Annotated in this window: 18 protein-coding genes and 2 tRNA genes; 15 read left to right on the top strand and 5 right to left on the bottom strand. The window is 60.8% G+C overall.

Annotated elements, in window-relative coordinates; all coding sequences use genetic code 11:
- Positions 1–27 precede the first annotated feature (27 nt).
- On the top strand, positions 28–1,962 hold the full coding sequence (locus AU074_RS31635; protein WP_026078087.1) for a methyl-accepting chemotaxis protein: 1,935 nt from the start codon (positions 28–30) through the stop codon (positions 1,960–1,962).
- A gap of 108 nt (positions 1,963–2,070) precedes the next feature.
- Here AU074_RS31635 and AU074_RS31630 read toward each other — a convergent pair whose 3' ends face one another.
- The 4 genes from AU074_RS31630 to AU074_RS31615 form a co-directional block, all read right to left on the bottom strand.
- Complete coding sequence (locus AU074_RS31630) at positions 2,071–3,636, bottom strand: iron ABC transporter permease (RefSeq protein ID WP_076018050.1); 1,566 nt, start codon at positions 3,634–3,636, stop codon at positions 2,071–2,073.
- Positions 3,636–4,661: an extracellular solute-binding protein gene (locus AU074_RS31625; protein ID WP_076018049.1), complete on the bottom strand. Its 1,026-nt coding sequence runs from the start codon at positions 4,659–4,661 to the stop codon at positions 3,636–3,638. The genes AU074_RS31630 and AU074_RS31625 overlap by 1 nt, the downstream gene beginning before the upstream one ends.
- Positions 4,662–4,831: 170 nt before the next feature.
- Positions 4,832–4,918, bottom strand: a tRNA-Leu gene (locus AU074_RS31620).
- Positions 4,919–5,096: 178 nt separating this feature from the next.
- Positions 5,097–5,183: transfer RNA gene (locus tag AU074_RS31615), tRNA-Leu, on the bottom strand.
- A gap of 224 nt (positions 5,184–5,407) precedes the next feature.
- Here AU074_RS31615 and rnr point away from each other — a divergent pair.
- The 14 genes from rnr to AU074_RS31545 all read left to right on the top strand — a co-directional run bounded on the left by rnr (position 5,408) and on the right by AU074_RS31545 (position 24,218).
- Positions 5,408–8,041 (top strand): ribonuclease R, encoded by a 2,634-nt coding sequence (gene rnr / locus AU074_RS31610; protein ID WP_076018048.1) that lies wholly within the window; start codon positions 5,408–5,410, stop codon positions 8,039–8,041.
- Entirely contained in the window at positions 8,038–8,793 is a 756-nt protein-coding gene (rlmB, locus tag AU074_RS31605) for a 23S rRNA (guanosine(2251)-2'-O)-methyltransferase RlmB (protein ID WP_076018047.1), read from the top strand. The genes rnr and rlmB overlap by 4 nt, the downstream gene beginning before the upstream one ends.
- Before the next feature lie 306 nt (positions 8,794–9,099).
- Positions 9,100–9,522: a 30S ribosomal protein S6 gene (gene rpsF / locus AU074_RS31600; RefSeq protein WP_003217491.1), complete on the top strand. Its 423-nt coding sequence runs from the start codon at positions 9,100–9,102 to the stop codon at positions 9,520–9,522.
- 28 nt (positions 9,523–9,550) lie between these two features.
- Positions 9,551–9,781 (top strand): 30S ribosomal protein S18, encoded by a 231-nt coding sequence (gene rpsR / locus AU074_RS31595; protein WP_002551829.1) that lies wholly within the window; start codon positions 9,551–9,553, stop codon positions 9,779–9,781.
- Between the two features lie 36 nt (positions 9,782–9,817).
- Positions 9,818–10,705 carry a hypothetical protein gene (locus tag AU074_RS31590; protein ID WP_076018046.1) on the top strand — a complete coding sequence of 296 codons (888 nt, stop codon included), beginning with the start codon at positions 9,818–9,820 and terminating at the stop codon, positions 10,703–10,705.
- An 18-nt stretch (positions 10,706–10,723) separates the two neighbouring features.
- Complete coding sequence (gene rplI, locus AU074_RS31585; RefSeq protein ID WP_003171376.1) at positions 10,724–11,170, top strand: 50S ribosomal protein L9; 447 nt, start codon at positions 10,724–10,726, stop codon at positions 11,168–11,170.
- Between the two features lie 134 nt (positions 11,171–11,304).
- Positions 11,305–12,699: a replicative DNA helicase gene (gene dnaB, locus AU074_RS31580; RefSeq protein ID WP_064450415.1), complete on the top strand. Its 1,395-nt coding sequence runs from the start codon at positions 11,305–11,307 to the stop codon at positions 12,697–12,699.
- A gap of 99 nt (positions 12,700–12,798) precedes the next feature.
- Positions 12,799–15,102 carry a YgiQ family radical SAM protein gene (locus AU074_RS31575; RefSeq protein WP_076018045.1) on the top strand — a complete coding sequence of 768 codons (2,304 nt, stop codon included), beginning with the start codon at positions 12,799–12,801 and terminating at the stop codon, positions 15,100–15,102.
- A gap of 221 nt (positions 15,103–15,323) precedes the next feature.
- The gene (locus AU074_RS31570) at positions 15,324–16,244 is read left to right on the top strand and encodes an NAD synthetase (protein WP_076018044.1); all 921 of its coding nucleotides are present in this window, start codon (positions 15,324–15,326) and stop codon (positions 16,242–16,244) included.
- Complete coding sequence (locus AU074_RS31565) at positions 16,241–16,693, top strand: hypothetical protein (RefSeq protein ID WP_076018043.1); 453 nt, start codon at positions 16,241–16,243, stop codon at positions 16,691–16,693. Before AU074_RS31570 ends, AU074_RS31565 begins: the two co-directional genes overlap by 4 nt.
- 45 nt (positions 16,694–16,738) lie before the next feature.
- Positions 16,739–17,188 carry a hypothetical protein gene (locus tag AU074_RS31560; RefSeq protein WP_076018042.1) on the top strand — a complete coding sequence of 150 codons (450 nt, stop codon included), beginning with the start codon at positions 16,739–16,741 and terminating at the stop codon, positions 17,186–17,188.
- A 187-nt stretch (positions 17,189–17,375) separates the two neighbouring features.
- On the top strand, positions 17,376–20,666 hold the full coding sequence (locus AU074_RS31555; protein ID WP_076018041.1) for a DUF2126 domain-containing protein: 3,291 nt from the start codon (positions 17,376–17,378) through the stop codon (positions 20,664–20,666).
- Between the two features lie 175 nt (positions 20,667–20,841).
- On the top strand, positions 20,842–23,328 hold the full coding sequence (locus tag AU074_RS31550; protein WP_063033378.1) for a circularly permuted type 2 ATP-grasp protein: 2,487 nt from the start codon (positions 20,842–20,844) through the stop codon (positions 23,326–23,328).
- Positions 23,328–24,218 (top strand): transglutaminase family protein, encoded by an 891-nt coding sequence (locus AU074_RS31545; RefSeq protein ID WP_076018040.1) that lies wholly within the window; start codon positions 23,328–23,330, stop codon positions 24,216–24,218. The genes AU074_RS31550 and AU074_RS31545 overlap by 1 nt, the downstream gene beginning before the upstream one ends.
- A gap of 130 nt (positions 24,219–24,348) precedes the next feature.
- Here the strand turns inward: AU074_RS31545 and AU074_RS31540 are convergent, their stop codons facing one another.
- The gene (locus AU074_RS31540) at positions 24,349–24,528 is read right to left on the bottom strand and encodes a hypothetical protein (RefSeq protein WP_076018039.1); all 180 of its coding nucleotides are present in this window, start codon (positions 24,526–24,528) and stop codon (positions 24,349–24,351) included.
- Positions 24,529–24,531: the final 3 nt, after the last annotated feature.

The following is a 24,531-nucleotide window of genomic DNA, read 5'->3' as shown; positions in this document are numbered from 1 at the left end:
ATGGCACCCGTGGTGGAGGGATTCCCAGTGTCTGCCGTTCTCTCATTGTTACAAAGCCGACTGTTGCGGCCGGTGTTCGTTACCCTAGGTATCGCTCTTTTGGTGCAAGTGCTGGTGGCTGTCGCTCTGACCCGGAGCACGGTCACGGCCCTGGAAGCCGATTTAGACAACCGGCTGGGTGTCGACAGCCAAAAGCTTTCCGGTGAACTGGCCCAGGCCGGCAAGGAAGTCACCTCGAGTCTGGACAGTCTGTCTTCCAGCACTCGCCAGCGTCTCACCGCGGGGCTTTCCACACGCCTGCAGGACGAGCAGAAGCAACTGCGTGCGACCCTGGAAAAAGACCTGAAGGACTCCGCCAACGATATGGCGCAACTGCTGGCCTCGGTGGCGCCCCGCGCCATGTGGGACAGTGACGTGCCGACGCTGTCGGAATTTGCTCGGCGTGCCCAGCGCAATCCCAATGTGTTGTTCGTGGTCTACGACGATGCCACCGGCCAGCACCTGACGCGCTACCTGAACCGGGATAACCCGATTAACGCTGCGCTGCTCGAGAAAGGGCAGGGCGAGCGTGCCCTGGATAAGGTGTTGGATGCGGCGAAAAACGATCCGGCGGTCTACTACCTCGAGGCGTCCATCAGCCCCAATGGCGTGGAAATCGGCAAGGTCATCATGGGGGTTTCGACCGCTTCGGTGGACGTTGATCTGGCGGCGCTGGATAAGCGCTTCGCCGCGCTGATTGCCAGCAGTGATCAACTGGTGGGTGACAGCCTCAAAGGTGCCGCCGCTGACAGTGCTGCCGCCATGGGCGCGCGTTTGCAGTCGGCACAAGCAACCGCCACCCAGATGACCGCCAATACCACCAATGCCGTGCAAGAGGCGGCAGGTACCTTGCGCTGGCGCATCGGCATGGGCCTGGCGGTTGTAGGCTTTGGCGTGCTGTTGCTGATTGCCGTGGTGCTCGGGCGTCGGGTGGTCAATCGCCTGAAGCTGCTGATTGCAGCGATGGACGATCTGGCGGCAGGCGAGGGCGACCTGACCAAGCGCGTGCAGATCAACAGCCGTGATGAAATCGGCGACATGGCCTCAGCGGTCAATCGCTTTGTGGATAAGTTGCAGCCCATCGTGCGTGAAGCGGGTGATGTGGCCCAGCGTACCGGCGTGGAAATCGGCGCGATGACCCTGCGTAATGCCGGTGCCGATGCCGCCGCCGGCCTGCAGCGTGATGAGGTTGCCGAAAGCCTGCGGGCGCTGTCGCAAATGGCCGACGAGGCGCAGGCGGAAAGTCATGCGATGCAGGCGGCGTTGCAGCAGGTGGTGGATATTCGCCAGGCCACTGATGAAAACTCGCGTACGTCAGCCGAAGTCGGCAGCCTGATCGAGGCGTTGGCGGGGCAGGTGCAGGCCGGGTCCAAGGTGATCGAGCGTCTGGCGCAGCAGAGCGAGCAGATTGAGGTGGTATTGACGGTGATCCACGGGATTGCCGAGCAAACCAACCTGCTGGCACTCAACGCAGCGATTGAAGCGGCGAGAGCCGGCGAGACCGGGCGCGGTTTTGCAGTGGTGGCGGACGAGGTCCGAGCCCTGGCCAGTAAAACCCAGAGTTCTACCGGTGATATCCAGGCGCACATCGTGGCCTTGCAGCAAGGCGCCCGTGAGGCGGTAGAGACCATCGGCAAGGCCGGGCGCCAGGCCAGCGAAGGTCTGTTGGTATTGCGCGATAGCGTGCGCCTGCAGCAGTCGGTGCAGGCCTCGGTGGAGCAGGTGCATGCAGCGATTGGTCTGGCGACGCGTGCGGCTGAGCATCAGGCGCAAGGCGCGCATGCGGTGCGTGGGCGGGTGGAGATCATTCATGCCCAGGCCGAGCGCGCGGCTCAGGCAGTGGTGGAGACTACCGCCAGTGGCAAGGTGCTGGATGGGTTGGCGGCGCAGTTGAAGGCGAGCCTGGGGCAGTTCCGGGCTTGATGTCGCCTGGTGCGGCCCTTTCGCGAGTAAGCCCGCTCCCACATTCGACCGAGTTCCACTTCTGGAATGCGAGTAAATGTGGGAGCGGGCTTGCTCGCGAAAGCTATTTCAGCGGCTCAGATACGTCCGCGTCGTAAGCAGATACACCGGTAACCCCGACACCAGAATCAACAGCGCCGCGTACGGCGCGGCAGCCGCGAATTCCACATTCGAGGTATGCGCCCATACGGCAGTCGCCAGTGTGTTCAACCCAGTAGGGCTAAGCAGCAGCGTCGCCGTCAATTCCTTCATCGCATCCAGAAACACCAGCGCAAACGCCGCGCCCAATGCCGGGAAAATAATCGGCAACGTCACCCGGCAAAACGCACTGAACGACGACGCCCCCAGTGTTCTCGCGGCCTCTTCCAGCTGGGGTGCCGCCTTGTTCAGTGCCGTACGGATCGGCGCCTGGGCCAGCGGCAAAAACAGCAATGCATAAGCGATCAGCAACAACGCGGACGTCTGATACAGCGCCGGCACGTAATGCAGCGCGAAGTACACCAGCGTCAGCGCAATCACCAGGCCGGGCAGTGCGTGCAGCAGGTATGGCAAGCGTTCTGCCCACAGCGCGAGCTGACCCTTGTAGCGCACCACCAGCAAGCCCACCGGCACTGCAAACAACAGGCACAGTGCTGCGCCGCCCAGCGATAGCGCCAGGGAAGAAAGCAGCGCCTCGCTGATCTCGGCGACCGGAAACGCCGCCGAACTGCCCACTGCCAGCCAGTAACCGAGCATGCCCAATGGAATGCCGCTGCCAATGATTGCTAGAAGCAGGCAATACAACTGCCCCAGCGGTGCCCGTTTGCCGAGTCGAACCTGTTCGGCGTGTCGCGCGGCGCCCTGGCCGGTGCGCACATGCCGGCCTTTGCCGCGCACTCGCAGCTCCAGCCAGAGCAGCGTGAGGCACATCACCAGCAGCACTGCCGAGAGCATCGCTGCATTGGCATTACTGAATTCCAGCTCGAATTGCTGATAGATCGCGGTGGTAAACGTCTGCAGGCCAATGATCGACAGCGCGCCGAACTCCACCAGCATATGCAGGGCAATCAACAGCGCCCCGGCCAGTAGCGATGGCCACAACAACGGCAAAGTGATGCGAAAGAACACGCCCCAGCGATTCAGGCCGAGGGTGCGGGCCGATTCTTCCAGGGATGGATCAAGATTGCGCAGGGTCGCCGCCACCGGCAGAAACACCAGCGGGTATTTGGACAGGGTCATCACCAGGATTGCCCCGCCCAGCCCCTCGAAATTGGCGCTCAACGAAACCCAGGTAAAGCTGCTGACAAACGCCGGCACTGCAAACGGCAGGCACAGGATCACCCCCCAAATACGCCGCCCCGGCAAGTTGCTGCGTTCCAGCAGCCAGGCCAGCGACAGGCCAATCACGCCGCAGGCCACGGTCACACCGACCATCAGCGCCAGGGTGTTGCGCAGCAGCCCGAACACATAAGGCCGCCACAGCAAATGCACCGCCTCGGCCCAACCCGCTTGCCAGGCCTTGAGGCCGACATACGCCAGCGGCAACAGGCTCAGGCCTACCAGCAGCAGGACCGGCAATAACAACCAGATCGAAGGGCGTTTGCGTCTCGGCGTAAAACCCCCGCGCAAGGCGGGGGCGGGGAGCGATGGGTTCATCAGTTCAAGCCAACGTCACGTTCCAGTTCCAGGGCTTCTTCGGCGTTGCCCAGGTCGGCAGGGGTGACTTTCGGCGGTTGCAGCTCGCTGAAAGGCTTGAGGCCGCGGTTGGATTCCATGCCCTTGCGCAACGGGTATTCGGCAGAGGTGTTGGTGATCACCCGCTGGCCTTCCTCGCTGGCCATGAAGGCCAACAGTTGCTGGGCTTCCTTTGGATGCTTGCTGGATTTCAATGCTGCTGCGGCAGACACGGTGATCAGGCCGCCGGCATCACCGTCGGTGAAGTAGTGCAGCTGCGAATCCAGGTTGGTTTTTTCTTTCTTCAGGGCGAACCAGTAGTAGTTGTTCACCAGGACGGTGGCGACTTCGCCATTTTCTACGGCTTTGAGCGCAACCATGTTGTTGCTGTAGACCTTGCCGAAGGCGCGCAGGCCGGTCAGCCACTCTTCAGCTGCTTCGCGACCGTGCAGCTTGATGATCGCCACGGCCTGTTCCTGGAAGGCGCCGCTGGTGGGTACGAAACCGACCTTGCCTTGCCATTCGGGGCCGGCGAAATCCCGCACCGATTTGGGCAGGTCTTTCTCAGCGATCAGTTTCGGGTTGAACGCCACGACGCGGGTGCGTGCGGTCACGCCCATCCAGGCGCCGTTGGCGGCCACGTATTCCTTGGGTAGAACGTCGAGGGTGCTGGCGTCGATGGTCGCCAGCAGGCCTTGCTCGCCGAGTTTATTCAGCGGCGGTGATTCTTCGGTGTAGATCACGTCGGCAGGGGAGCGGTCGCCTTCTTCGACGACCTGGCTGGCCAACTGGTTGCTGCTGCCCTTGCGCACATTGACGTGGATGCCGGTCTTGGCTTCGAAGGCCTTGGCAAGTTCATCGCCGACCTCCTTGTGTTGGCCGTTGTACAAGGTCAGTGCAACCTTGTCGGCAGAATAAGCAGCGGGCGAGAGCAGGGTCAGGCCGAGCAGAGTGATGGTCAGGCCACGCAGAAGGGATGTCTTGAGACGGGTATCGCGGATCATCATCCGGGGTGTTCCTCACTTGAGTGCAACAAATCGTTGCTAGGATAAACGATAAAGTTTCTCAGGTGCGGTCATGAGGCAAATCGGCCTGGAAGTTTTCAAACCCCGGAAACGCAAAAACCCGCTTTCGCGGGTTTTTGTGAAACTCAAGGTTAAAACCTCAAGTTTGGAATTGGTGCCCAGAAGAAGACTCGAACTTCCACGACCTTGCGGTCACCAGCACCTGAAGCTGGCGTGTCTACCAATTTCACCATCTGGGCAGCATCAGCAACGTTGCCGCTGTTGATGGAGCGAACTATACGGAGGGCTTTTTGATCTGTAAACCCCTGATTTGAATTTATAAATCAACTTTATGGTTAAAAATCAAAGGCTTGAAACGCAAAAACCCGCTTTCGCGGGTTTTTGTGAGACTCAAGGTTAAAACCTCAAGTTTAGAATTGGTGCCCAGAAGAAGACTCGAACTTCCACGACCTTGCGGTCACCAGCACCTGAAGCTGGCGTGTCTACCAATTTCACCATCTGGGCAGTATCGTCAACGTTGCCGTCGTCGATGGCGCGCACTATACGGAGCACTTTTTGCGCTGTAAAGCCCCGTTATCAAAAAAGCCTGGAAAATTTCGCGGGCGGTCGCGCAAGGTGCATTTCGAGGGCTACAAAGTGCTTTTACGGGCTTGTCGACACCTGAAATTTCCCGTTTCAATACGCGTATGCCAAACTAACCCGCATATAGACAAGGTGAAAACTCTCTAATGGCCGATTGGCAGTCCCTCGATCCCGAGGCCGCTCGTGAAGCGGAAAAATATGAAAACCCTATTCCTAGCCGCGAACTGATCCTGGCGCATCTCGCCGATCGGGGTTCGCCTGCTAGCCGCGAGCAGCTGGTTGAAGAATTCGGTCTGACCACCGAAGACCAACTCGAAGCCCTGCGCCGCCGCCTGCGCGCCATGGAGCGCGATGCCCAGTTGATCTACACCCGCCGGGGCACCTACGCGCCTGTGGACAAGCTTGACCTGATCCTCGGTCGCATTGCCGGCCACCGTGACGGTTTCGGCTTCCTGATTCCGGACGACGGCAGCGACGACCTGTTCATGAGCCCGGCGCAAATGCGCCTGGTGTTCGATGGCGACCGTGCCCTGGCGCGCGTTTCCGGCCTCGACCGTCGCGGCCGCCGCGAAGGCGTGATCGTCGAAGTCGTGTCCCGTGCCCACGAGTCCATCGTTGGTCGCTACTTCGAAGAAGGCGGCATCGGTTTTGTCGTGCCGGATAACCCGAAGGTCCAGCAGGAAGTGCTGATCACCCCGGGCCGCAATGGCGCCGCAAAAGTCGGTCAGTTCGTCGAGGTGAAAATCACCCACTGGCCAACTGCGCGCTTCCAGCCACAGGGCGATATCGTTGAAGTGGTCGGCAACTACATGGCGCCGGGCATGGAAATCGATGTTGCGCTGCGCACCTACGATATCCCTCACGTCTGGCCTGAGGCTGTGCTCAAAGAAGCCGCCAAGCTCAAGCCGGAAGTTGAAGACAAAGACAAAGAGAAGCGCATCGACTTGCGTCATCTGCCGTTCGTCACCATTGACGGCGAAGATGCCCGCGACTTCGACGATGCGGTCTACTGCGAAGCCAAGCCTGGCAAGCTGCGCCTGTTCTCCGGCGGCTGGAAGTTGTTCGTCGCGATTGCCGACGTGTCCAGCTACGTGAAGATCGGTTCGGCCCTGGACAACGAAGCCCAGGTGCGCGGCAACTCGGTGTATTTCCCTGAGCGCGTAATCCCGATGCTGCCTGAGCAGCTGTCCAACGGCCTGTGCTCCCTGAACCCGAAAGTCGACCGTTTGGCCATGGTGTGCGAGATGACCATCTCGAAAACCGGCGAAATGACCGATTACCAGTTCTACGAAGCAGTGATCCACTCCCAGGCCCGCCTGACCTACAACAAGGTCAGCACCATCCTGGAACAGCCGAAAACCAGCGAGGCGAAAGCTCTGCGCGGTGAGTACGGCCACGTCGTGCCGCACCTCAAGCAGCTTTATGCGCTGTACAAAGTGCTGCTGGGTGCTCGTCACGTGCGTGGCGCGATCGACTTTGAAACTCAGGAAACCCGGATTGTCTTCGGTTCCGAGCGCAAGATCGCCGCAATCACCCCGACCACACGTAACGATGCCCACAAGCTGATCGAGGAATGCATGCTGGCGGCCAACGTGGCCACCGCAGAGTTCCTGAAAAAGCACGAGATTCCTGCGTTGTACCGGGTGCACGACGGCCCGCCGCCGGAGCGTCTGGAGAAGCTGCGCGCGTTCCTCGGTGAGCTCGGCCTGTCGCTGCACAAAGGCAAGGACGGCCCGACGCCGAAGGACTACCAGGCTCTGCTCGCGAGCATCAAGGACCGTCCGGATTACCATGTGATCCAGACCGTCATGCTGCGCTCCCTGAGCCAGGCGGTGTACAGCGCTGATAACCAGGGCCACTTCGGCCTGAATTACGAGGCGTACACCCACTTCACCTCGCCGATTCGCCGTTACCCGGACTTGCTCACGCACCGGGCGATCCGCAGCGTGATCCATTCCAAGCAGAATACCCCGCACGTCCAGCGCGCCGGTGCCATGACCATTCCGAAAGCACGGATCTATCCGTACGACGAAGCGGCCCTGGAACAGCTGGGCGAGCAGTGCTCCATGAGCGAGCGCCGCGCTGACGAAGCGACCCGCGACGTAGTGAACTGGCTCAAGTGCGAGTTCATGAAAGACCGCGTGGGCGAGTCGTTCCCGGGTGTGATTACCGCCGTGACCGGTTTTGGCCTGTTCGTCGAGTTGACCGACATCTACGTCGAGGGCCTGGTGCACGTCACCGCCTTGCCGGGTGACTACTATCACTTCGACCCTGTGCATCACCGCCTGGCGGGCGAGCGCACCGGTCGTAGCTTCCGTCTGGGCGACACCGTGGAAGTGCAGGTTATGCGCGTCGACCTCGACGAACGCAAGATCGACTTCGGTATGCCCGACAAGCCGGCCGAGCCGACTGGCCGTAAAAAACGTGGCGGCGAAACGACTGCGCCGGCCAGCAAAGGCAAAGGTACTCCTGCGAAAGCAGCGGTCGCCGAACCTGCGCCAGCCAAGCCTGCTCGTCGTTCGTCTGCCAAGGACAAGGCCCCAGAGGCTTATCGTCCAAGCGATGCCGCGGCGAAAAACGCCGAGCTGCGCAAGAGCCGCGAGTTGAAGCAGCAGTTGCTCAACGAAGCCAAAAGCGGTGGTAAAGCGGCGTCTGGGGGAAAGTCCCGCGAGGCGGAAAAACCGTCGAGCAAGCCGAGTAAACACCGTAAAGGCCCGCCAAAAGCGGGTTCGGCCCCCGCGAAAAGCGGCGGGTCGCGCAAACCTAAGGCCAAGTCATGAGTCTGGAAAAAATCTACGGCGTACACGCCGTAGAAGCATTGCTGCGTCACCACCCGAAACGCGTCAAGCAGGTGTGGTTGGCAGAAGGCCGCAGTGAGCCGCGCGTTCAAGCGCTGGTCGAACTGGCCAACCAAAATAAAGTCGCCATCGGCCAGGCCGAGCGTCGTGAAATGGACGTTTGGGTCGAAGGCGTTCACCAGGGTGTGGTTGCGGACGTAAGCCCGAGCCAGGTCTGGGGCGAAGCGATGCTCGACGAGCTGCTCGATCGCACCGAAGGCGCACCGCTGTTGCTGGTGCTCGACGGCGTGACCGATCCGCACAACCTCGGCGCCTGCCTGCGTTCGGCGGATGCTGCCGGTGCGCTGGCGGTGATCGTGCCCAAAGACAAGTCGGCAACCTTGACCCCTGTGGTGCGTAAAGTCGCCTGCGGTGCGGCGGAAGTGATTCCGTTGGTAGCCGTGACCAACCTGGCGCGCACCCTGGAGAAACTCCAGCAGCGCGGCCTGTGGGTCGTGGGTACGGCGGGGGAGGCCGAGGTCAGTATTTATGACCAGGACCTCACCGGCCCGACCATTTTGATCATGGGGGCTGAAGGCAAGGGCATGCGTCGCCTGACCCGTGAGCACTGCGACTACCTGGTGCACCTGCCGATGGCCGGTAGCGTCAGCAGCCTCAACGTTTCAGTCGCAACGGGCGTCTGCCTGTTCGAAGCCCGGCGCCAGCGTGGCGCCAAGGCTAAAGCCAAGAAGTAAACAAGTCTGGCGCAGGTCAAAATGTGGGAGGGGGCTTGCTCCCGAATACGGTGTATCAGCCAGTGCATTTGGTGACTGGCACACCGCTTTCGGGAGCAAGCCCCCTCCCACATTTGTTTTTGTGGTGTGTGGGGCTGTTCAAATAATCACCAATCACCTTGCGCCCTTTCTCCCCCTTCTCTACAATTGCGCCCCTTGCCTTCATGGCAGGCACGCATGTGCCTCCCTTCGGCAAGATCCATAAGTGTCATTCACTCCTTGTCTGACCGTTTTTGAGCGGCAGGCTACAACCCGTAAGGAGCATTCATGCGTCATTACGAAATCATCTTTTTGGTCCACCCGGATCAAAGCGAGCAAGTCGGCGGCATGGTAGAGCGTTACACCAAGCTGATCGAAGAAGACGGCGGCAAAATCCACCGTCTGGAAGATTGGGGCCGTCGTCAACTGGCCTACGCAATCAACAATGTTCACAAGGCTCACTACGTGATGCTGAACGTTGAATGCACTGGCAAGGCCCTGGCCGAGCTGGAAGACAACTTCCGCTACAACGATGCAGTGATCCGTAACCTGGTCATCCGTCGCGAAGAAGCCGTTACCGGCCAATCCGAGATGCTCAAGGCTGAAGAAAACCGCAGTGAGCGCCGTGAGCGTCGCGACCGTCCTGAGCACGAAGGCGCTGAAAGCGCTGATAGTGATGACAGCGACAACAGCGATAACGCTGACGAGTAATCCACGGACCTTTTAAGGAGCCTATCAAATGGCACGTTTCTTCCGTCGTCGTAAATTCTGCCGCTTCACCGCTGAAGACGTGAAGGAGATCGATTACAAAGATCTCAACACTCTGAAAGCCTACGTATCCGAGACCGGCAAAATTGTTCCAAGCCGCATCACCGGTACCAAAGCTCGTTATCAGCGTCAGCTGGCCACCGCTATCAAGCGCGCCCGCTTCCTGGCCCTGCTGGCCTACACCGACAGCCACGGCCGCTGAGACCGGGCAGTCGACAAGTAGTAAGGGATTGAATGCATGCGCGCCTTAGCTGAGTTCATCATGCGCGGTCGTGTGCAGGCCACTCTGGTAGTGGCTGGATGTGCAGCGTTGCCGTTGTTGTATTGGTTGGGTGCTGCTGCAGGTTGCCTTGTGCTCCTGCGGCGCGGTTTGAAGGACGCCCTTGGCGTTCTTGCCCTGGGAATGCTGCCGGCCTTGGTCTGGTGGTTGAAATTCGATGATCCACGGGTACTTCTGGTACTGCTCGGTTCATCGGCCCTTGCGTTGGTTTTACGCGCAAGTGAGTCCTGGGTCCGTACGCTGCTGGTCAGCGTGGCATTGGGGTTGGTGTATTCACTGGCGCTTGGCGCGGCTTTCCGCCCGCAAATCGAGGCGCTGGCGCAGGAGATCATAAAGATCCTGCCGCTGGCCCTCGGGGATCTCTACCAGCAGTTATCGGTAGAGGAGCGAGCGCGCTTTGCGTCAGTGGTTGCACCGATGCTTACCGGCCTGATAGCGGCACTGTTGCAGATCGTCAGCGTGCTGAGCCTGATTCTTGGGCGTTATTGGCAGGCGTTGTTGTATAACCCGGGTGGTTTTGGTCGCGAGTTTCGCAGTATCAGAATCCCCGCTGGACCGGCGATGTTGCTGCTGGCGTTCATGGTGGTCGGGCCGACTTTTGGCCTGGCGCTGTTGGTGCCGTTGTGCAGCGTACCGCTGGTATTCGCCGGGCTATCCCTGATTCATGGGCTGGTGGCGCAAAAGCGACTGGGCAGATTCTGGCTGGTGGGGTTGTACGTAACGCTGTTGCTGTTCATGCAGCTGATCTATCCGTTACTCGTGGTCTTGGCCATTGTCGACGGCCTGATTGATTTTCGCGGTCGTCTGGCGCCGAAAGACGCCGATAACGCGAACGGTGAAGGTTAAAAGTTAGAGGATTTTCACATGCAACTGATCCTTCTGGAAAAAGTCGCCAACCTGGGCAACCTGGGCGACAAAGTGAACGTTAAGGCCGGCTACGGTCGTAACTACCTGCTGCCATACGGCAAAGCCACCGCTGCAACCGCTGCCAACCTGGCTGCGTTTGAAGAGCGTCGTGCTGAGCTGGAAAAAGCAGCAGCAGACAAAAAAGCTTCGGCCGAAACTCGCGCTGCCCAACTGGCTGAGCTGGAAGTGACTATCACTGCCACCGCCGGTGACGAAGGCAAGCTGTTCGGTTCGATCGGCACCCACGACATCGCTGATGCACTGACCGCCTCCGGCGTTGAAGTGCAGAAGAGCGAAGTTCGTCTGCCGAACGGCACCATCCGCAACGTTGGCGAATTCGATGTAGCCGTGCACCTGCACGCTGAAGTCGAAGCAACCGTACGCGTTGTTGTGGTAGCAGCTTAAGCAGCACCTAACTGACTGGCACCTCGCGTGCCGGGCGGTTAACATCGGGCACGATCCTGTTTACAGGTCGTGCCTTTTGTTTTTCTGCCTTTTGTTTTCTGTAGCCCCTGATTCTCCAACTATTCCAAGTGGCCATGAACGATATCTCCGCTCCTGAGCAATATGATCTGCAAACCGCTGCCCTGAAGGTGCCGCCGCATTCCATCGAGGCCGAACAGGCCGTGCTCGGTGGTTTGATGCTGGACAACAACGCCTGGGAGCGCGTGCTGGATCAAGTCTCGGACGGCGATTTCTACCGTCATGACCACCGCCTGATCTTCCGCGCCATTGCCAAGCTGGCCGACCAGAACTCACCGATCGACGTGGTGACCCTGGCCGAGCAACTGGACAAGGAAGGCCAGACATCCCAAGTGGGCGGCCTGGGTTACCTGGGCGAGCTGGCGAAAAACACGCCATCGGTCGCCAACATCAAGGCCTATGCGCAGATCGTCCGCGCGCGGGCCACGTTGCGCCAGCTGATCGGCATTGCCACCGAGATCGCCGACAGTGCCTTCAACCCGGAAGGCCGTACCGCTGAAGAGATTCTCGACGAAGCTGAACGCCAGATCTTCCAGATTGCCGAGGCCCGGCCTAAAACCGGCGGCCCGGTCAGCGTCAACGACCTGCTGACCAAGGCCATCGACCGTATCGATACCCTGTTCAACACCGATAACGCCATTACCGGCCTGTCCACCGGCTACACCGACCTCGACGGCATGACCAGCGGCCTGCAGCCGTCTGACCTGATCATCGTCGCCGGCCGTCCATCCATGGGTAAAACCACCTTCGCCATGAACCTGGTGGAGAACGCCGTGTTGCGCAGCGACAAGGCCGTTCTGGTTTACTCCCTGGAGATGCCAGGTGAATCGCTGATCATGCGTATGTTGTCGTCCCTGGGCCGCATCGACCAGACCAAGGTGCGTGCCGGTCGCCTGGAGGACGACGATTGGCCGCGGCTGACCTCGGCGGTCAACCTGCTCAACGACCGCAAGCTGTTTATCGATGACACCGCGGGCATCAGCCCGTCGGAAATGCGCGCGCGTACCCGACGCCTGGTGCGTGAGCATGGCGACATCGCCCTGATCATGATCGACTACCTGCAACTGATGCAGATCCCGGGTTCAAGCGGCGACAGCCGGACCAACGAGATTTCCGAGATTTCCCGCTCGTTGAAAGCCCTGGCCAAGGAATTCAACTGCCCGGTGGTTGCCCTGTCGCAGCTCAACCGATCTCTTGAGCAACGTCCGAACAAGCGCCCAATCAACTCCGACTTGCGGGAATCCGGAGCGATCGAGCAGGATGCTGACGTGATCATGTTCGTGTACCGGGACGAGGTGTACCACCCGGAAACCGAGCATAAAGGCATCGCCGAAATCATCATCGGTAAACAGCGTAACGGGCCAATCGGCACCACGCGCCTGGCCTTTATCGGCAAATACACCCGCTTCGAAAACCTGGCGCCGGGTAGCTATAACTTCGACGACGAGTAAAAAGTCGTCCTGCCAATTCCGACTGCAAAGGTCGGAATTGGTCAAAATTTGTGCTATATTCCGCGCCCGCGATTTTTCATCTCAACACCGGTCACCGTCATGCAAACAGCCAAGCCGTTATTTGACTATCCCAAGTACTGGGCCGAATGTTTCGGTCCTGCGCCATTCCTGCCGATGAGCAGGGAGGAGATGGATCAGCTTGGCTGGGATTCATGCGACATCATCATCGTCACCGGTGACGCGTATGTAGACCATCCGTCGTTCGGCATGGCAATCATCGGCCGGTTGCTGGAGTCCCAGGGCTTCCGCGTCGGGATCATTGCCCAGCCCAACTGGCAGTCCAAAGACGACTTCATGAAGCTCGGCGAGCCGAACCTGTTCTTCGGCGTCGCGGCCGGCAACATGGACTCGATGATCAACCGCTACACCGCCGACAAGAAAATCCGTTCCGATGACGCCTACACCCCCGGTGGCATGGCTGGCAAACGTCCGGACCGCGCGAGCCTGGTCTACAGCCAGCGCTGCAAGGAAGCCTACAAGCACGTGCCAATCGTGCTCGGCGGCATCGAAGCGTCCCTGCGCCGCATTGCCCACTACGACTACTGGCAGGACCGGGTGCGTAACTCGATCCTGATCGACGCCTGCGCCGATATCCTGCTGTACGGCAACGCCGAGCGGGCCATCGTCGAAGTCGCCCAGCGCCTGTCGTGGGGCCACAAGATCGAAGACATCACCGACGTGCGCGGCACCGCGTTCATTCGCCGTGACACGCCTGAAGGCTGGTACGAGGTGGATTCCACCCGTATTGATCGTCCGGGCAAGATCGACAAGATCATCAACCCGTACGTGAATACCCAGGACACCCAGGCCTGCGCCATCGAGCAGGAAAAGGGCCCGACGGACGACCCGGAAGAAGCCAAGGTCGTACAGATTCTGGCCAGCCCTCGCATGACCCGTGACAAGACGGTCATTCGTCTGCCGTCCGTGGAAAAAGTCCGTGGCGACTCGGTGCTGTATGCCCACGCCAACCGCGTGCTCCACCTGGAAACCAACCCGGGCAACGCGCGCGCCCTGGTGCAGAAGCATGGCGAAGTGGACGTGTGGTTCAACCCGCCACCGATTCCCATGACCACCGAAGAAATGGACTACGTGTTCGGCATGCCTTACGCCCGTGTTCCACACCCGGCGTACGGCAAGGAAAAGATCCCGGCCTACGACATGATCCGTTTCTCGGTAAACATCATGCGTGGCTGTTTCGGCGGCTGCACCTTCTGCTCGATCACCGAGCACGAAGGCCGAATCATCCAGAACCGTTCCGAAGAGTCGATCATTCGCGAAATCGAAGAGATCCGCGACAAAGTGCCAGGCTTCACCGGCGTTATCTCCGACCTCGGCGGCCCGACTGCGAACATGTACCGCATCGCCTGCAAGAGCCCGGAAATCGAATCCGCGTGCCGCAAGCCGTCCTGCGTGTTCCCGGGTATCTGCCCGAACCTGAACACTGACCACTCGTCGCTGATCCAGCTGTATCGCAGCGCCCGTGCGTTGCCGGGTGTGAAGAAGATCCTGATCGCTTCCGGCCTGCGCTACGACCTCGCCGTCGAGTCGCCGGAATACGTGAAAGAGCTGGTGACCCACCACGTTGGTGGCTACCTGAAGATCGCCCCGGAACACACCGAGGAAGGTCCGCTCAACCAGATGATGAAACCGGGCATCGGCAGCTATGACAAGTTCAAGCGCATGTTCGAGAAGTACACCAAGGAAGCGGGCAAGGAGCAGTACCTGATTCCTTACTTCATCGCTGCCCACCCGGGCACCACCGATGAAGACATGATGAACCTGGCCCTGTGGCTCAAGGGCAACGGCTTCCGCGCCGACCAGGTGCAGGCGTTCTACCCGTCGCCAATGGCCACCGCCACCGCGATGTACCACTCGGGCAAGAACCCGCTGCGCAAGGTCACCTACAAGAGCGACGCGGTGACCATCGTCAAGAGCGAAGAACAGCGCCGTTTGCACAAGGCCTTCCTGCGCTACCACGACCCGAAAGGCTGGCCGATGCTGCGTGAAGCCTTGACCCGTATGGGCCGTGCCGACCTGATCGGGTCGGGCAAGGAGCAACTGATCCCGTTGCATCAGCCGTCCACCGACAGCTACCAGAGCGCCCGTCGCAAGAACTCGACGCCGGCTGGCAGCCACAAGGTTGCGAAGGAAACCACCACCAGGATCCTCACCCAGCACACCGGCTTGCCGCCCCGTGGCAGTGACGGCAGCAACCCGTGGGACAAGCGTGAGCAAGCCAAGGCCGCGGCCATGGTGCGCAACAAGCAGGCCGCCAAGGAACGCACCGACGCCGCCAAGGGCAAAGGCAAGAAGCCAGCCCGCAAGCCGGTCGTGCCGCGTTGATCGCAGCCTGAAACGCAAAACGCCAGCCTCGTGCTGGCGTTTTGCTTTCTAGCGGGTGGGTAGCCTGTTTGTTAAGGTGGCGTCCATTAAATCGCCTTCGCGAGCAAGCCCGCTCCCACACTTGACCAGGTTCCAGCATGAGAATGCGGTCGAATGTGGGAGCGGGCTTGCTCGCGAAAGCGCCAGTTCAGACACCACCCATTTCAAGGAAGAGCACCCCCATGAGCAGCCCCCTGCTTGGCATCGGCATGGACTCCAACCGCTCCCAGTTCATGGCGCGCCAGCGCATCGAAAGCCAGATCAATCTGCCACGCCTGTTTGCCGCCATCGACGCCGACCCCGGCATTGTGGGGGCGGGTGTGGTGTATATCGATGCTGACTTCAACATCGTGACCCTGCGTGAATTCAAACCCCTCTGCAGCATTACGCCCAAGCGCGTGATTCTGCGGGAGGCGCAGAAGTACATTGCCCCCACGCAATTTGCTGAACATGTTGTGAGTAATCCGCGCGAATCCCGCCTGATTGGTGAGGCGGTGAATACCGGCATTTCTTGTTTTGGCGCCGTCATCAGTTGGGCGGCTATTGCCAGCGGAACCATTTTGGTTCCATTCAGCGCCGGCGCAAGTTCCGTCATCGTCGTGGTCGGATACGCGGCTGCTGGTGCAAGCGCACTCCAGTGTTTCAATGGCATTACTCGAACGGTACTCGAGGTGGCAAGGCCAGAGGGAAATGATTGGCTCGACAGCGAGGCGTGGTATCAGAACACCTCAACGGTTTTGGACGCAGTATCGTTAGCTGGAGTGGGTGCCTCCGCGCTGACGACAATAAAACTTGTCAATGTCGCGAAGGCGGCCACAGGCAAGACGTTGCGCGAAGTGCTTCGTGGCTTGAATCGACAAGAAAGAGCGAAGCTCACAAAAGAACTGCTGACCATCAATGACCCTCGCCTCACATCGAAGATGCTCAAGCTCAAGCAGTTGTCGGGCGAACTGCCCAAGCGTTTTACCCCGACCCAACTTAAACACAGCACCAAAACCCAGATTAAAGACGCCTTAGGCGCAACGGCGGGCCTTATAGGGAGTGCTTACACGGGCAACGTAAAAACCATCGCATTGGGGTTGTATGAGGAGGTCGGAGAATGAGCGAGCTGATGACGCTTCGTGATTTTTTCAGGGATTACTTCCTTACTTTTATCGGTGGTGTATTTGCGGCCTATTTTTCTTTGGGCTTCGCTACAGCGCTTTCCTTTGCGACCTATTTTCGTGATTCACCTCTCGCTGGCGGTTTGGGCTTTTCGATCATGCTCGTCGGAGCATTGCTGATCCTGTTAACGGTCCATAGCAATTTCATGATTTTGCGCGGGCGCCCGTCGTGGGTGTGGGTAATGGTGGGTATTTACTTCGCCTGCTTTCTGTTTGTGCTTCCCATGATTCAGTACACGCCGCACGCCGTTCTTTATGGCCTGGCGTTGGTTTTTCCGCTGTTTGGCCTCTTGATACTCAACAGCTCTGTTCAGCGAGATATGCGCATTAAACTCGTGGGAATTCGCCACATTCGGCAGTCATTGAAGACCAAGAGCCGAACCCGATAGGTATCAGGGCATCACTCCTGTCGATTTTGATAAGGGAATCGAGCAATGAATCAAGCACCGAGCATTCGCGGTTTTCTGTCCCGGTATTTTCCTGTTTTCATGGGGGTGATATTGGCATCGGTATTTTCCCTGGCCTTTGCGGTGCCATTGTTTTTTGAAAGCTATTTCCGGGACCTTTCTGTGGCCGATACCGCCAAGTACTCCTTTATCGGCGGAATCGCTTTAACGATGGTCATCGTGCACTGCAACTTCATGATTGCGCGCGGGCGCCCGCAATGGGTCTGGCCACTGGTGGTGTTACTGGGGCTTTGTTTTGCGTGTGTGCTGCCCACTATCGTGTATCAGCCGCATGCGTTCATTTATGGTGTGAGCGTGCTTTTACCCTTGCTTGCGCTGCTATTGCTCAACAGCAAGCGCCACCGCGAAATGCGCCAGAAGCTGATCGAAGTGCGTCACCTGCGCGAAGCCATGATCGGCAGGCACACAGCCCGGTGACTGGGTAGATTCACCACCCACCCTCACACTCCCGCCACAAAAATGTGCAACCCTCGCACCACGACGGCAGCCATCGCGCCGTTTTGGTGCTGTACTGCACCGGGTCCCACGATAAAGCGCAATGACTGCTGCTCTGGCATAAGTCTTGCGCGCTTTGTTTTCATGCCCTGGCTCGCAGGAGGCCGCCGTGTCGATTCATGTCGCGTTGCACCACGTTACGCATTACCGCTACGACCGCGCGGTCGAACTCGGCCCACAGATTGTCCGTCTGCGTCCGGCGGCCCATAGCCGCACGCGGATTCTGTCCTACGCGTTGAAGGTGTTGCCGGAACAGCACTTCATCAATTGGCAGCAAGACCCCCAGGGCAATTACCTGGCACGTCTGGTGTTCCCGGAAAAAACTGACGAGTTGCGCATTGAGGTCGATCTGGTCGCCGAGATGGCGGTGTTCAACCCTTTCGACTTTTTCCTGGAACCCTACGCCGAAAAAATCCCGTTCAGCTACGCCGCCGATGAGCAGCGCGAGCTGGCGCCGTACCTGGAAACATTGCCGCTGACCCCGCGATTCGCCGCCTACCTGGCGGGTATCGACCGCACGCCGTTGCCGGCCGTGGATTTCCTGGTAGGCCTCAACCAGCGTCTGGCCGCCGACATCGGCTACCTGATCCGCATGGAGCCGGGCGTACAGACCCCGGAATTCACCCTCGAAAACGCCTCCGGTTCCTGCCGGGATTCAGCGTGGTTGCTGGTGCAACTGCTGCGCAATCTCGGGTTGGCGGCGCGGTTTGTGTCCGGTTATCTGATCCAGCTGACCGCTGACGTCAAAGCCCTGGACGGCCCGTCCGGCACCGAAGTGGATTTCACCGACCTGCATGCCTGGTGCGAAGTGTATTTGCCCGGCGCCGGTTGGATCGGTCTAGATGCCACTTCCGGCTTGTTCGCCGGTGAAGGGCATATCCCGTTGGCTTGTAGTCCTGATCCTTCCTCAGCAGCGCCCATCAGTGGCTTGGTGGAACCCTGCGAGTGCGAATTTACCCACGAGATGTCCGTAGAGCGGATTTGGGAAGCCCCACGGGTTACCAAGCCCTACACCGAAGAGCAGTGGCTGGCGATCCAGGCCCTGGGCCGGCAGATCGACGGTGACCTGCTCAAGGACGACGTGCGCCTGACCATGGGTGGCGAGCCGACCTTCGTCTCCATCGACGACCCCGACGGTGCGGAATGGAACACCGCCGCTCTCGGTCCGGACAAACGCCGCCTGTCTGCCGAGCTGTTCCAGCGCATGCGCAAGCACTACGCGCCCAAGGGCCTGGTGCACTTTGGCCAGGGCAAGTGGTACCCCGGCGAGCAACTGCCGCGCTGGTCCCTCAACTGCTACTGGCGCCGCGACGGCGTGCCGATCTGGCACAACAGCGCGCTGATCGCCGATGAGCAGGAAAGCTATGGCGCCGACGGCGTGATGGCCGGGCGTTTTCTGGCCAGCGTCGCCGAGCGCCTGAAACTGCCTACGCATTTTGTATTCCCGGCCTACGAAGACAATTTCTATTACCTGTGGCGTGAAGGCGCCTTGCCGCAAAACGTCAGCGCCGAAGATCCGCGCCTGGAGGACAAGCTCGAGCGCGAACGCCTGCGCAAAGTCTTCAGCCAGGGCCTGGATAAAGTCATCGGCCAGGTGCTGCCGCTGGCGCGCACGGCGGCCAATGACCGCTGGCAGAGCGGCCGCTGGTACCTGCGGGACAACCATTGCCGCCTGGTGCCGGGTGATTCACCACTGGGTTATCGCCTGCCACTGGCCTCGCAGCCGTGGGTGACGGCGGCGGACTATCCGTTCGTGCACCCCACCGATCCCAACCAGGATCTGGCAGACCTGCCGACCCCCTCACAGTTGCAAAGCCACGGCGAGGCGGCCGAGAGCAAAGAGCGCACTCCGAAGATCGACGAATCCGCCGACTGGCTGACCCGCACCGCCCTGTGTGCCGAAGCGCGGGAAGGCCGGCTGTACCTGTTCATGCCGCCGCTGGAGCGGGTCGAGGATTATCTGGAGTTGGTGGCGGCCATCGAAGCCACTGCCGAAGAACTGCATTGCCCGGTGCTGCTGGAAGGTTATGAGCCGCCGAGTGATCCGCGCCTGAGCAACTTCCGGGTGACACCGGACCCGGGCGTGATCGAGGTCAACGTGCAGCCGTCCGCCACCTGGGACGAGTTGGTGGAGCGCACTGAGTTTCTCTACGAGGAAGCCCGGCAAACCCGCCTCACCACAGAAAAATTCATGATCGACGGCCGCCACACCGGCACCGGCGGCGGTAACCATTTTGTGCTCGGTGGCGCCACGCCGAAGGATTCGCCGTTCCTGCGGCGTCCCGATCTGCTGCGCAGCTTGATCAGCTATTGGCATAACCACCCGTCGTTGTCCTACCTGTTTTCCGGCTTGTTCATCGGCCCGACTTCCCAGGCGCCACGGGTCGACGAAGCGCGTAACGATGCGTTGTACGAGTTGGAAATCGCCTTCGCGCAGATGCCCGAAGTGGGTGAAGAATGCCCGCCCTGGTTGGTGGACCGCCTGCTGCGCAACCTGCTGATCGACGTCACCGGCAACACCCACCGCGCCGAGTTCTGCATCGACAAGCTCTACTCGCCGGACGGTGCCACCGGCCGCCTGGGCTTGCTGGAATTGCGCGCCTTTGAAATGCCGCCCCATGCACGCATGAGCCTGACCCAACAACTGCTGCTGCGGGCGCTGGTCGCGCGCTTCTGGCGTGAGCCCTATGCGCCGCCGAAGCTGGCGCGCTGGGGCACGGAACTGCACGACCGCTTCCTGCTGCCGCACTTCATCGAGCAGGATTTTGCCGACGTGATTGTCGAGCTGAACGCTGCCGGTTATCCGCTGCGGGCCGAATGGTTTGCTGCGCACTTGGAATTCCGTTTTCCCAAGGTCGGCGACTATGCGGTCAGCGGCATCGAACTGGAACTGCGCCAGGCCCTTGAACCCTGGCATGTGCTGGGCGAGGAGGGCGCGGTGGGCGGCACGGTGCGTTACGTGGACTCGTCCTTGGAGCGCTTGCAGGTCAAGTTGAGCGGCCTGCCACCCCAGCGTTACCTGCTGACCTGCAACGGCATTCCGGTGCCGTTGCAACCCACCGGGCGTGTCGGCGAGTTTGTGGCTGGCGTGCGCTATCGCGCGTGGCAGCCGGCCAACTGTTTGCAGCCGACCATCCCGGTGCATGCGCCGCTGGTGTTTGATCTTTTGGACACGTGGATGCAGCGCTCGCTGGGTGGTTGCCAGTACCATGTCGCCCATCCGGGCGGGCGCAATTACGACAGCCTGCCGGTGAATGCCAATGAAGCTGAAAGCCGGCGAATGGCGCGGTTTTTCCGTCTGGGACACAGCCCTGGAAAATTGCCGGTGCCGAGTGTGGTGATCAACGATGAGTTGCCGATGACCCTGGATTTACGACGTTTCCCCAATAAGAATGACTAAACGCAATTCAAAATGTGGGAGCGGGCTTGCTCGCGAATACGGTGTATCAGAAACACATTAAGTGACTGACACTCCGCTTTCGCGAGCAAGCCCGCTCCCACACAAGCCCGCTCCCACAGTTGGATCGCGTGGTTTGTGAGTTAACCTGACTTCCCTTGCCCCTGCCGAGCGTTCCATGCCCGACTTGCTCGACCGTTACCCGCTGACCGCGGGCACTTATCACGAACTGCTGGACGACAGCGGCGCGGTTCGTGCCCATTGGCAGCGCCTGCTCGATCACCTGCAACGCAGCACCCCGGCGCAACTCGCCCAGCGCCAGGCCTTGCTGACCCGGCAGATCCAGGAAAACGGTGTGACCTACAACGTCTACGCCGACCCCAAGGGCGCCGATCGGCCCTGGGAACTGGACCTGTTGCCCCACGTGCTGGCGGCCGATGAATGGAAGCAACTTTCCGCCGGTATCGCCCAACGTGCGCGCCTGCTGAATGCGGTACTGGCGGACCTCTACGGCCCGCAACGCTTGATCGCCGAAGGTTTGCTGCCGGCAGAACTGGTATTCGGCCACAACAATTTCCTGTGGCCGTGCCAGGGCATCCAACCGCCCGACGGCGCCTTTCTGCACCTGTACGCCGTGGACCTGGCGCGCACGCCGGATGGCCGCTGGTGGGTCACCGCCGACCGTACCCAGGCCCCGTCCGGCGCCGGTTATGCCCTGGAAAACCGCACCATCGTGTCTCGCGCCTTCCCGGACCTGTACCGTGACTTGCAGGTGCAGCACCTCACCGGGTTTTTCCGCACCTTGCAGGAAACCCTGGCCCGCCAGGCGCCGAGCGACGACCAGCCACCGCTGATCGTGTTGCTGACCCCGGGCCGTTTCAACGAAAGCTATTTCGAGCATTTGTACCTCGCCCGCCAGCTTGGCTACCCGCTGGTGGAAGGCGGCGACCTGACCGTGCGCGACGCCACGGTGTACCTCAAGACCCTCAGCGGCCTGCGCCGGGTGCACGCGATCATGCGCCGCCTGGACGACGACTTCTGCGACCCGCTGGAGCTGCGCACCGACTCGGCCCTCGGCGTGCCCGGCCTGTTGGACGCTGTGCGCCAAGGCAATGTGCTGGTGGCCAACGCCTTGGGCAGTGGTGTGCTGGAATCCCCCGGCCTGCTGGGCTTCCTGCCGAAGATCAATCAATTCCTGTTTGGCGAAGAACTGATCCTGCCGTCCATCGCCACCTGGTGGTGCGGTGAGGCGCCGGTGCTGGCCGAAGCCCTGGAAAAACTGCCGGAACTGCTGATCAAGCCGGCGTTCCCGTCGCAAAGTTTCGCCCCGGTGTTTGGTCGCGACTTGAACGACGAACAACGCGAGGCCCTGGCCGAACGCATGCGCGCGCGGCCTTACGCCTACGTCGCCCAAGAACTGGCGCAGCTGTCACAGGCGCCGGTCTGGCACACCGTCGACGATCACCTGCAACACCGCGCCATCGGCATGCGTGTCTACGCCGTGGCCAGTGCCGACGGTTACCGGGTACTGCCCGGTGGCCTGACTCGTGTGGCCGCCGAAGCCGATGCCGAAGTGGTGTCGATGCAGCGCGGCGGTGCGAGCAAGGACACCTGGGTGCTTGGCGAACGCGCCCTCGGCACCGAGCAATGGCGCGCCCAGCGGGCCATCGGCGCACATGACCTGGTGCGGCGCGATCCGTACCTGCCGTCGCGGGTGGTGGAAAACCTGTTCTGGTTTGGCCGCTATTGCGAGCGCTGTGATGACAGTGCGCGCTGGCTGCGCATCGTCCTCGCCCGCTATGTCGACGGAGACGACCCGCTGGCGCTGCAGGCGGCGGTTGAGCTGGGTGAGAATCTGCGACTGTTGCCGGAGGAGGGCGAATTGCCTGAGCGGCTTCAGGCGGCGTTGCTCGGTGATGACTGGCCGTCGAGCCTGCGGGCCAACTTGCAGCGTTTGCAGTGGGCGGCGTCCCAGGTGCGCGGCAAGCTGTCCCGGGAAAACTGGCAGGCGCTGGTGGAATTGCAGCGCGAAGCCCTGGAGCTGGAAAGCGAAGAGCCGGACTTCGGCGAACTGCTGGATTTCCTCAACCGCCTGGTGATGTCCCTGGCGGCGCTGTCGGGCTTTGCCCTCGACGACATGACCCGCGACGAAGGCTGGCGTTTCTTGATGATGGGCCGGCGCATCGAGCGCCTGCAGTTTCTCAGCAGCAGCCTGGCAGCCTTCCTGCGTGGCGTGGCGGTGTTCGATCAGGCCGGGCTGGAATGGTTGCTGGAACTGGGCAACAGCAGCATCACCTATCGTTCGCGCTACCTCGCGGTGCCGCAATTGATTCCGGTGCTGGACCTGTTGCTTTTGGACGAGCAGAACCCCCACGCGGTGCTGTTCCAGCTGAAACTGGTGAGCCGCACCTTGCGCCGCCTGAATGACGATTTCGGCGTGCCCCGGGAAACCGGGTTGGCGCCGTTGGTGGAGCGCCTGGCGCGCTTTGACCTGGGCTGCCTGGAGAACCCGCTGTTCGGCGAGTCCAGCGTGCGCGCTGCGCTGGATGGCCTGGCCGACCTGCTGCAAGCGGTGGCCGATGAAAGCGGGCAAGTCTCCGACCGCCTGGCCTTGCGCCATTTTGCCCATGTGGACGATGTCAGCCAGCAAACGGTGTCTGTGTGATGAGTGCCCGCTACCAGATTTTCCACGATACCCATTACCACTACGACAGCCCGGTGTCCCTGGCCCAGCAGCTGGCGCACCTGTGGCCGCGGCCTTGCGCCTGGCAGCGCTGCAGCTCGCAGCAACTGGAGATCAGCCCCGAGCCGACCTCGCGCCGGGATGAGCTGGACGTGTTTGGCAATCCGATCACCCGGCTGGCGTTCGAGCGGCCCCACGATGAGCTATTGGTCAACGCCGGGCTGACGGTGGAAGTGCTGGCGCGTCCGGTGCTGGATTTCAGCCTGTCGCCGGCCTGGGACCAGACCCGCAACGGCCTGACCTACAGCAGCCAGCCGATGTCGGCCGAGGTGATCGAGGCCTGCCGCTATCGGTTCGAATCACCCTACGTGCATTTGAAGAAAAGCTTCGTCGAGTTCTCCCAAGACTGTTTCCCGGCGGGTCGTCCGTTGCTGCTGGGTGTGCAGGCGTTGATGGAAAAGATCTTCAGCGAGTTCACCTTCGACGCCGAAGCCACCCAGGTCGCCACGCCGCTGGTGGAAGTGCTGGAGCGCCGGCGCGGCGTGTGCCAGGACTTCGCCCACCTGATGCTCGCGTGCCTGCGTTCCCGAGGCCTGGCGGCGCGGTATATCAGTGGTTACCTGCTGACCCAGCCACCGCCCGGCCAGCCACGGTTGATCGGCGCGGATGCGTCCCACGCGTGGGTGTCAGTGTTTTGCCCGGTGTCGGGTTGGGTGGATTTTGATCCGACCAACAATGTGCAGCCGGCACTGGAACACATCACCCTGGCCTGGGGCCGGGATTTCTCCGATGTTTCGCCGTTGCGGGGGGTGATTCTGGGGGGAGGGAGCCATGACCCGGAAGTGCGGGTGACGGTGATGCCGCTGGAGTAATGCGCAAGATCGTTCCCACGCTCCGCGTGGGAATGCCTGCCGTGACGCTCTGCGTCACCCTGCACATATCTCAAATCGGGACGCGGAGCGCCCCAGGATGCATTCCCACGCGGAGCGTGGGAACGATCACCTATTCAGCGTCTTTCGGTGCTTCGGTTTCGTCTGTAGCCACTGTACCTTCAGCATCCGGGTTCAGTGCACCGGCTTCTTCGTCGGCTGCAGTTTTCTTGCGCTGCAGCTTTTCCTCTTTCTTCTGCTCTTTGGCCAAGTCTCTCTGACGTTTGGCGAAGGAGTAATTAGGTTTTGCCATGGG

The sequence above is a fragment of the Pseudomonas sp. ATCC PTA-122608 genome (assembly GCF_001952855.1).
Classification (GTDB): Bacteria; Pseudomonadota; Gammaproteobacteria; order Pseudomonadales; family Pseudomonadaceae; genus Aquipseudomonas.
This window is presented reverse-complemented; position numbering and strand designations above follow the sequence as displayed.

What these genes read in the sequence shown, in the direction of transcription:
- rlmB (WP_076018047.1), top strand. Translation starts at nt 8,038, where the DNA reads ATGAGTCTGGAAAAAATCTACGGCGTACACGCCGTAGAAGCATTGCTG.
- dnaB (WP_064450415.1), top strand. Translation starts at nt 11,305, where the DNA reads ATGAACGATATCTCCGCTCCTGAGCAATATGATCTGCAAACCGCTGCC.
- AU074_RS31630 (WP_076018050.1), bottom strand. Translation starts at nt 3,636, where the DNA reads ATGAACCCATCGCTCCCCGCCCCCGCCTTGCGCGGGGGTTTTACGCCG.
- AU074_RS31540 (WP_076018039.1), bottom strand. Translation starts at nt 24,528, where the DNA reads ATGGCAAAACCTAATTACTCCTTCGCCAAACGTCAGAGAGACTTGGCC.
- AU074_RS31560 (WP_076018042.1), top strand. Translation starts at nt 16,739, where the DNA reads ATGAATCAAGCACCGAGCATTCGCGGTTTTCTGTCCCGGTATTTTCCT.
- AU074_RS31575 (WP_076018045.1), top strand. Translation starts at nt 12,799, where the DNA reads ATGCAAACAGCCAAGCCGTTATTTGACTATCCCAAGTACTGGGCCGAA.
- rpsF (WP_003217491.1), top strand. Translation starts at nt 9,100, where the DNA reads ATGCGTCATTACGAAATCATCTTTTTGGTCCACCCGGATCAAAGCGAG.
- AU074_RS31590 (WP_076018046.1), top strand. Translation starts at nt 9,818, where the DNA reads ATGCGCGCCTTAGCTGAGTTCATCATGCGCGGTCGTGTGCAGGCCACT.
- AU074_RS31570 (WP_076018044.1), top strand. Translation starts at nt 15,324, where the DNA reads ATGAGCAGCCCCCTGCTTGGCATCGGCATGGACTCCAACCGCTCCCAG.
- rnr (WP_076018048.1), top strand. Translation starts at nt 5,408, where the DNA reads ATGGCCGATTGGCAGTCCCTCGATCCCGAGGCCGCTCGTGAAGCGGAA.
- AU074_RS31625 (WP_076018049.1), bottom strand. Translation starts at nt 4,661, where the DNA reads ATGATGATCCGCGATACCCGTCTCAAGACATCCCTTCTGCGTGGCCTG.
- AU074_RS31565 (WP_076018043.1), top strand. Translation starts at nt 16,241, where the DNA reads ATGAGCGAGCTGATGACGCTTCGTGATTTTTTCAGGGATTACTTCCTT.
- AU074_RS31550 (WP_063033378.1), top strand. Translation starts at nt 20,842, where the DNA reads ATGCCCGACTTGCTCGACCGTTACCCGCTGACCGCGGGCACTTATCAC.
- AU074_RS31545 (WP_076018040.1), top strand. Translation starts at nt 23,328, where the DNA reads ATGAGTGCCCGCTACCAGATTTTCCACGATACCCATTACCACTACGAC.
- rplI (WP_003171376.1), top strand. Translation starts at nt 10,724, where the DNA reads ATGCAACTGATCCTTCTGGAAAAAGTCGCCAACCTGGGCAACCTGGGC.
- rpsR (WP_002551829.1), top strand. Translation starts at nt 9,551, where the DNA reads ATGGCACGTTTCTTCCGTCGTCGTAAATTCTGCCGCTTCACCGCTGAA.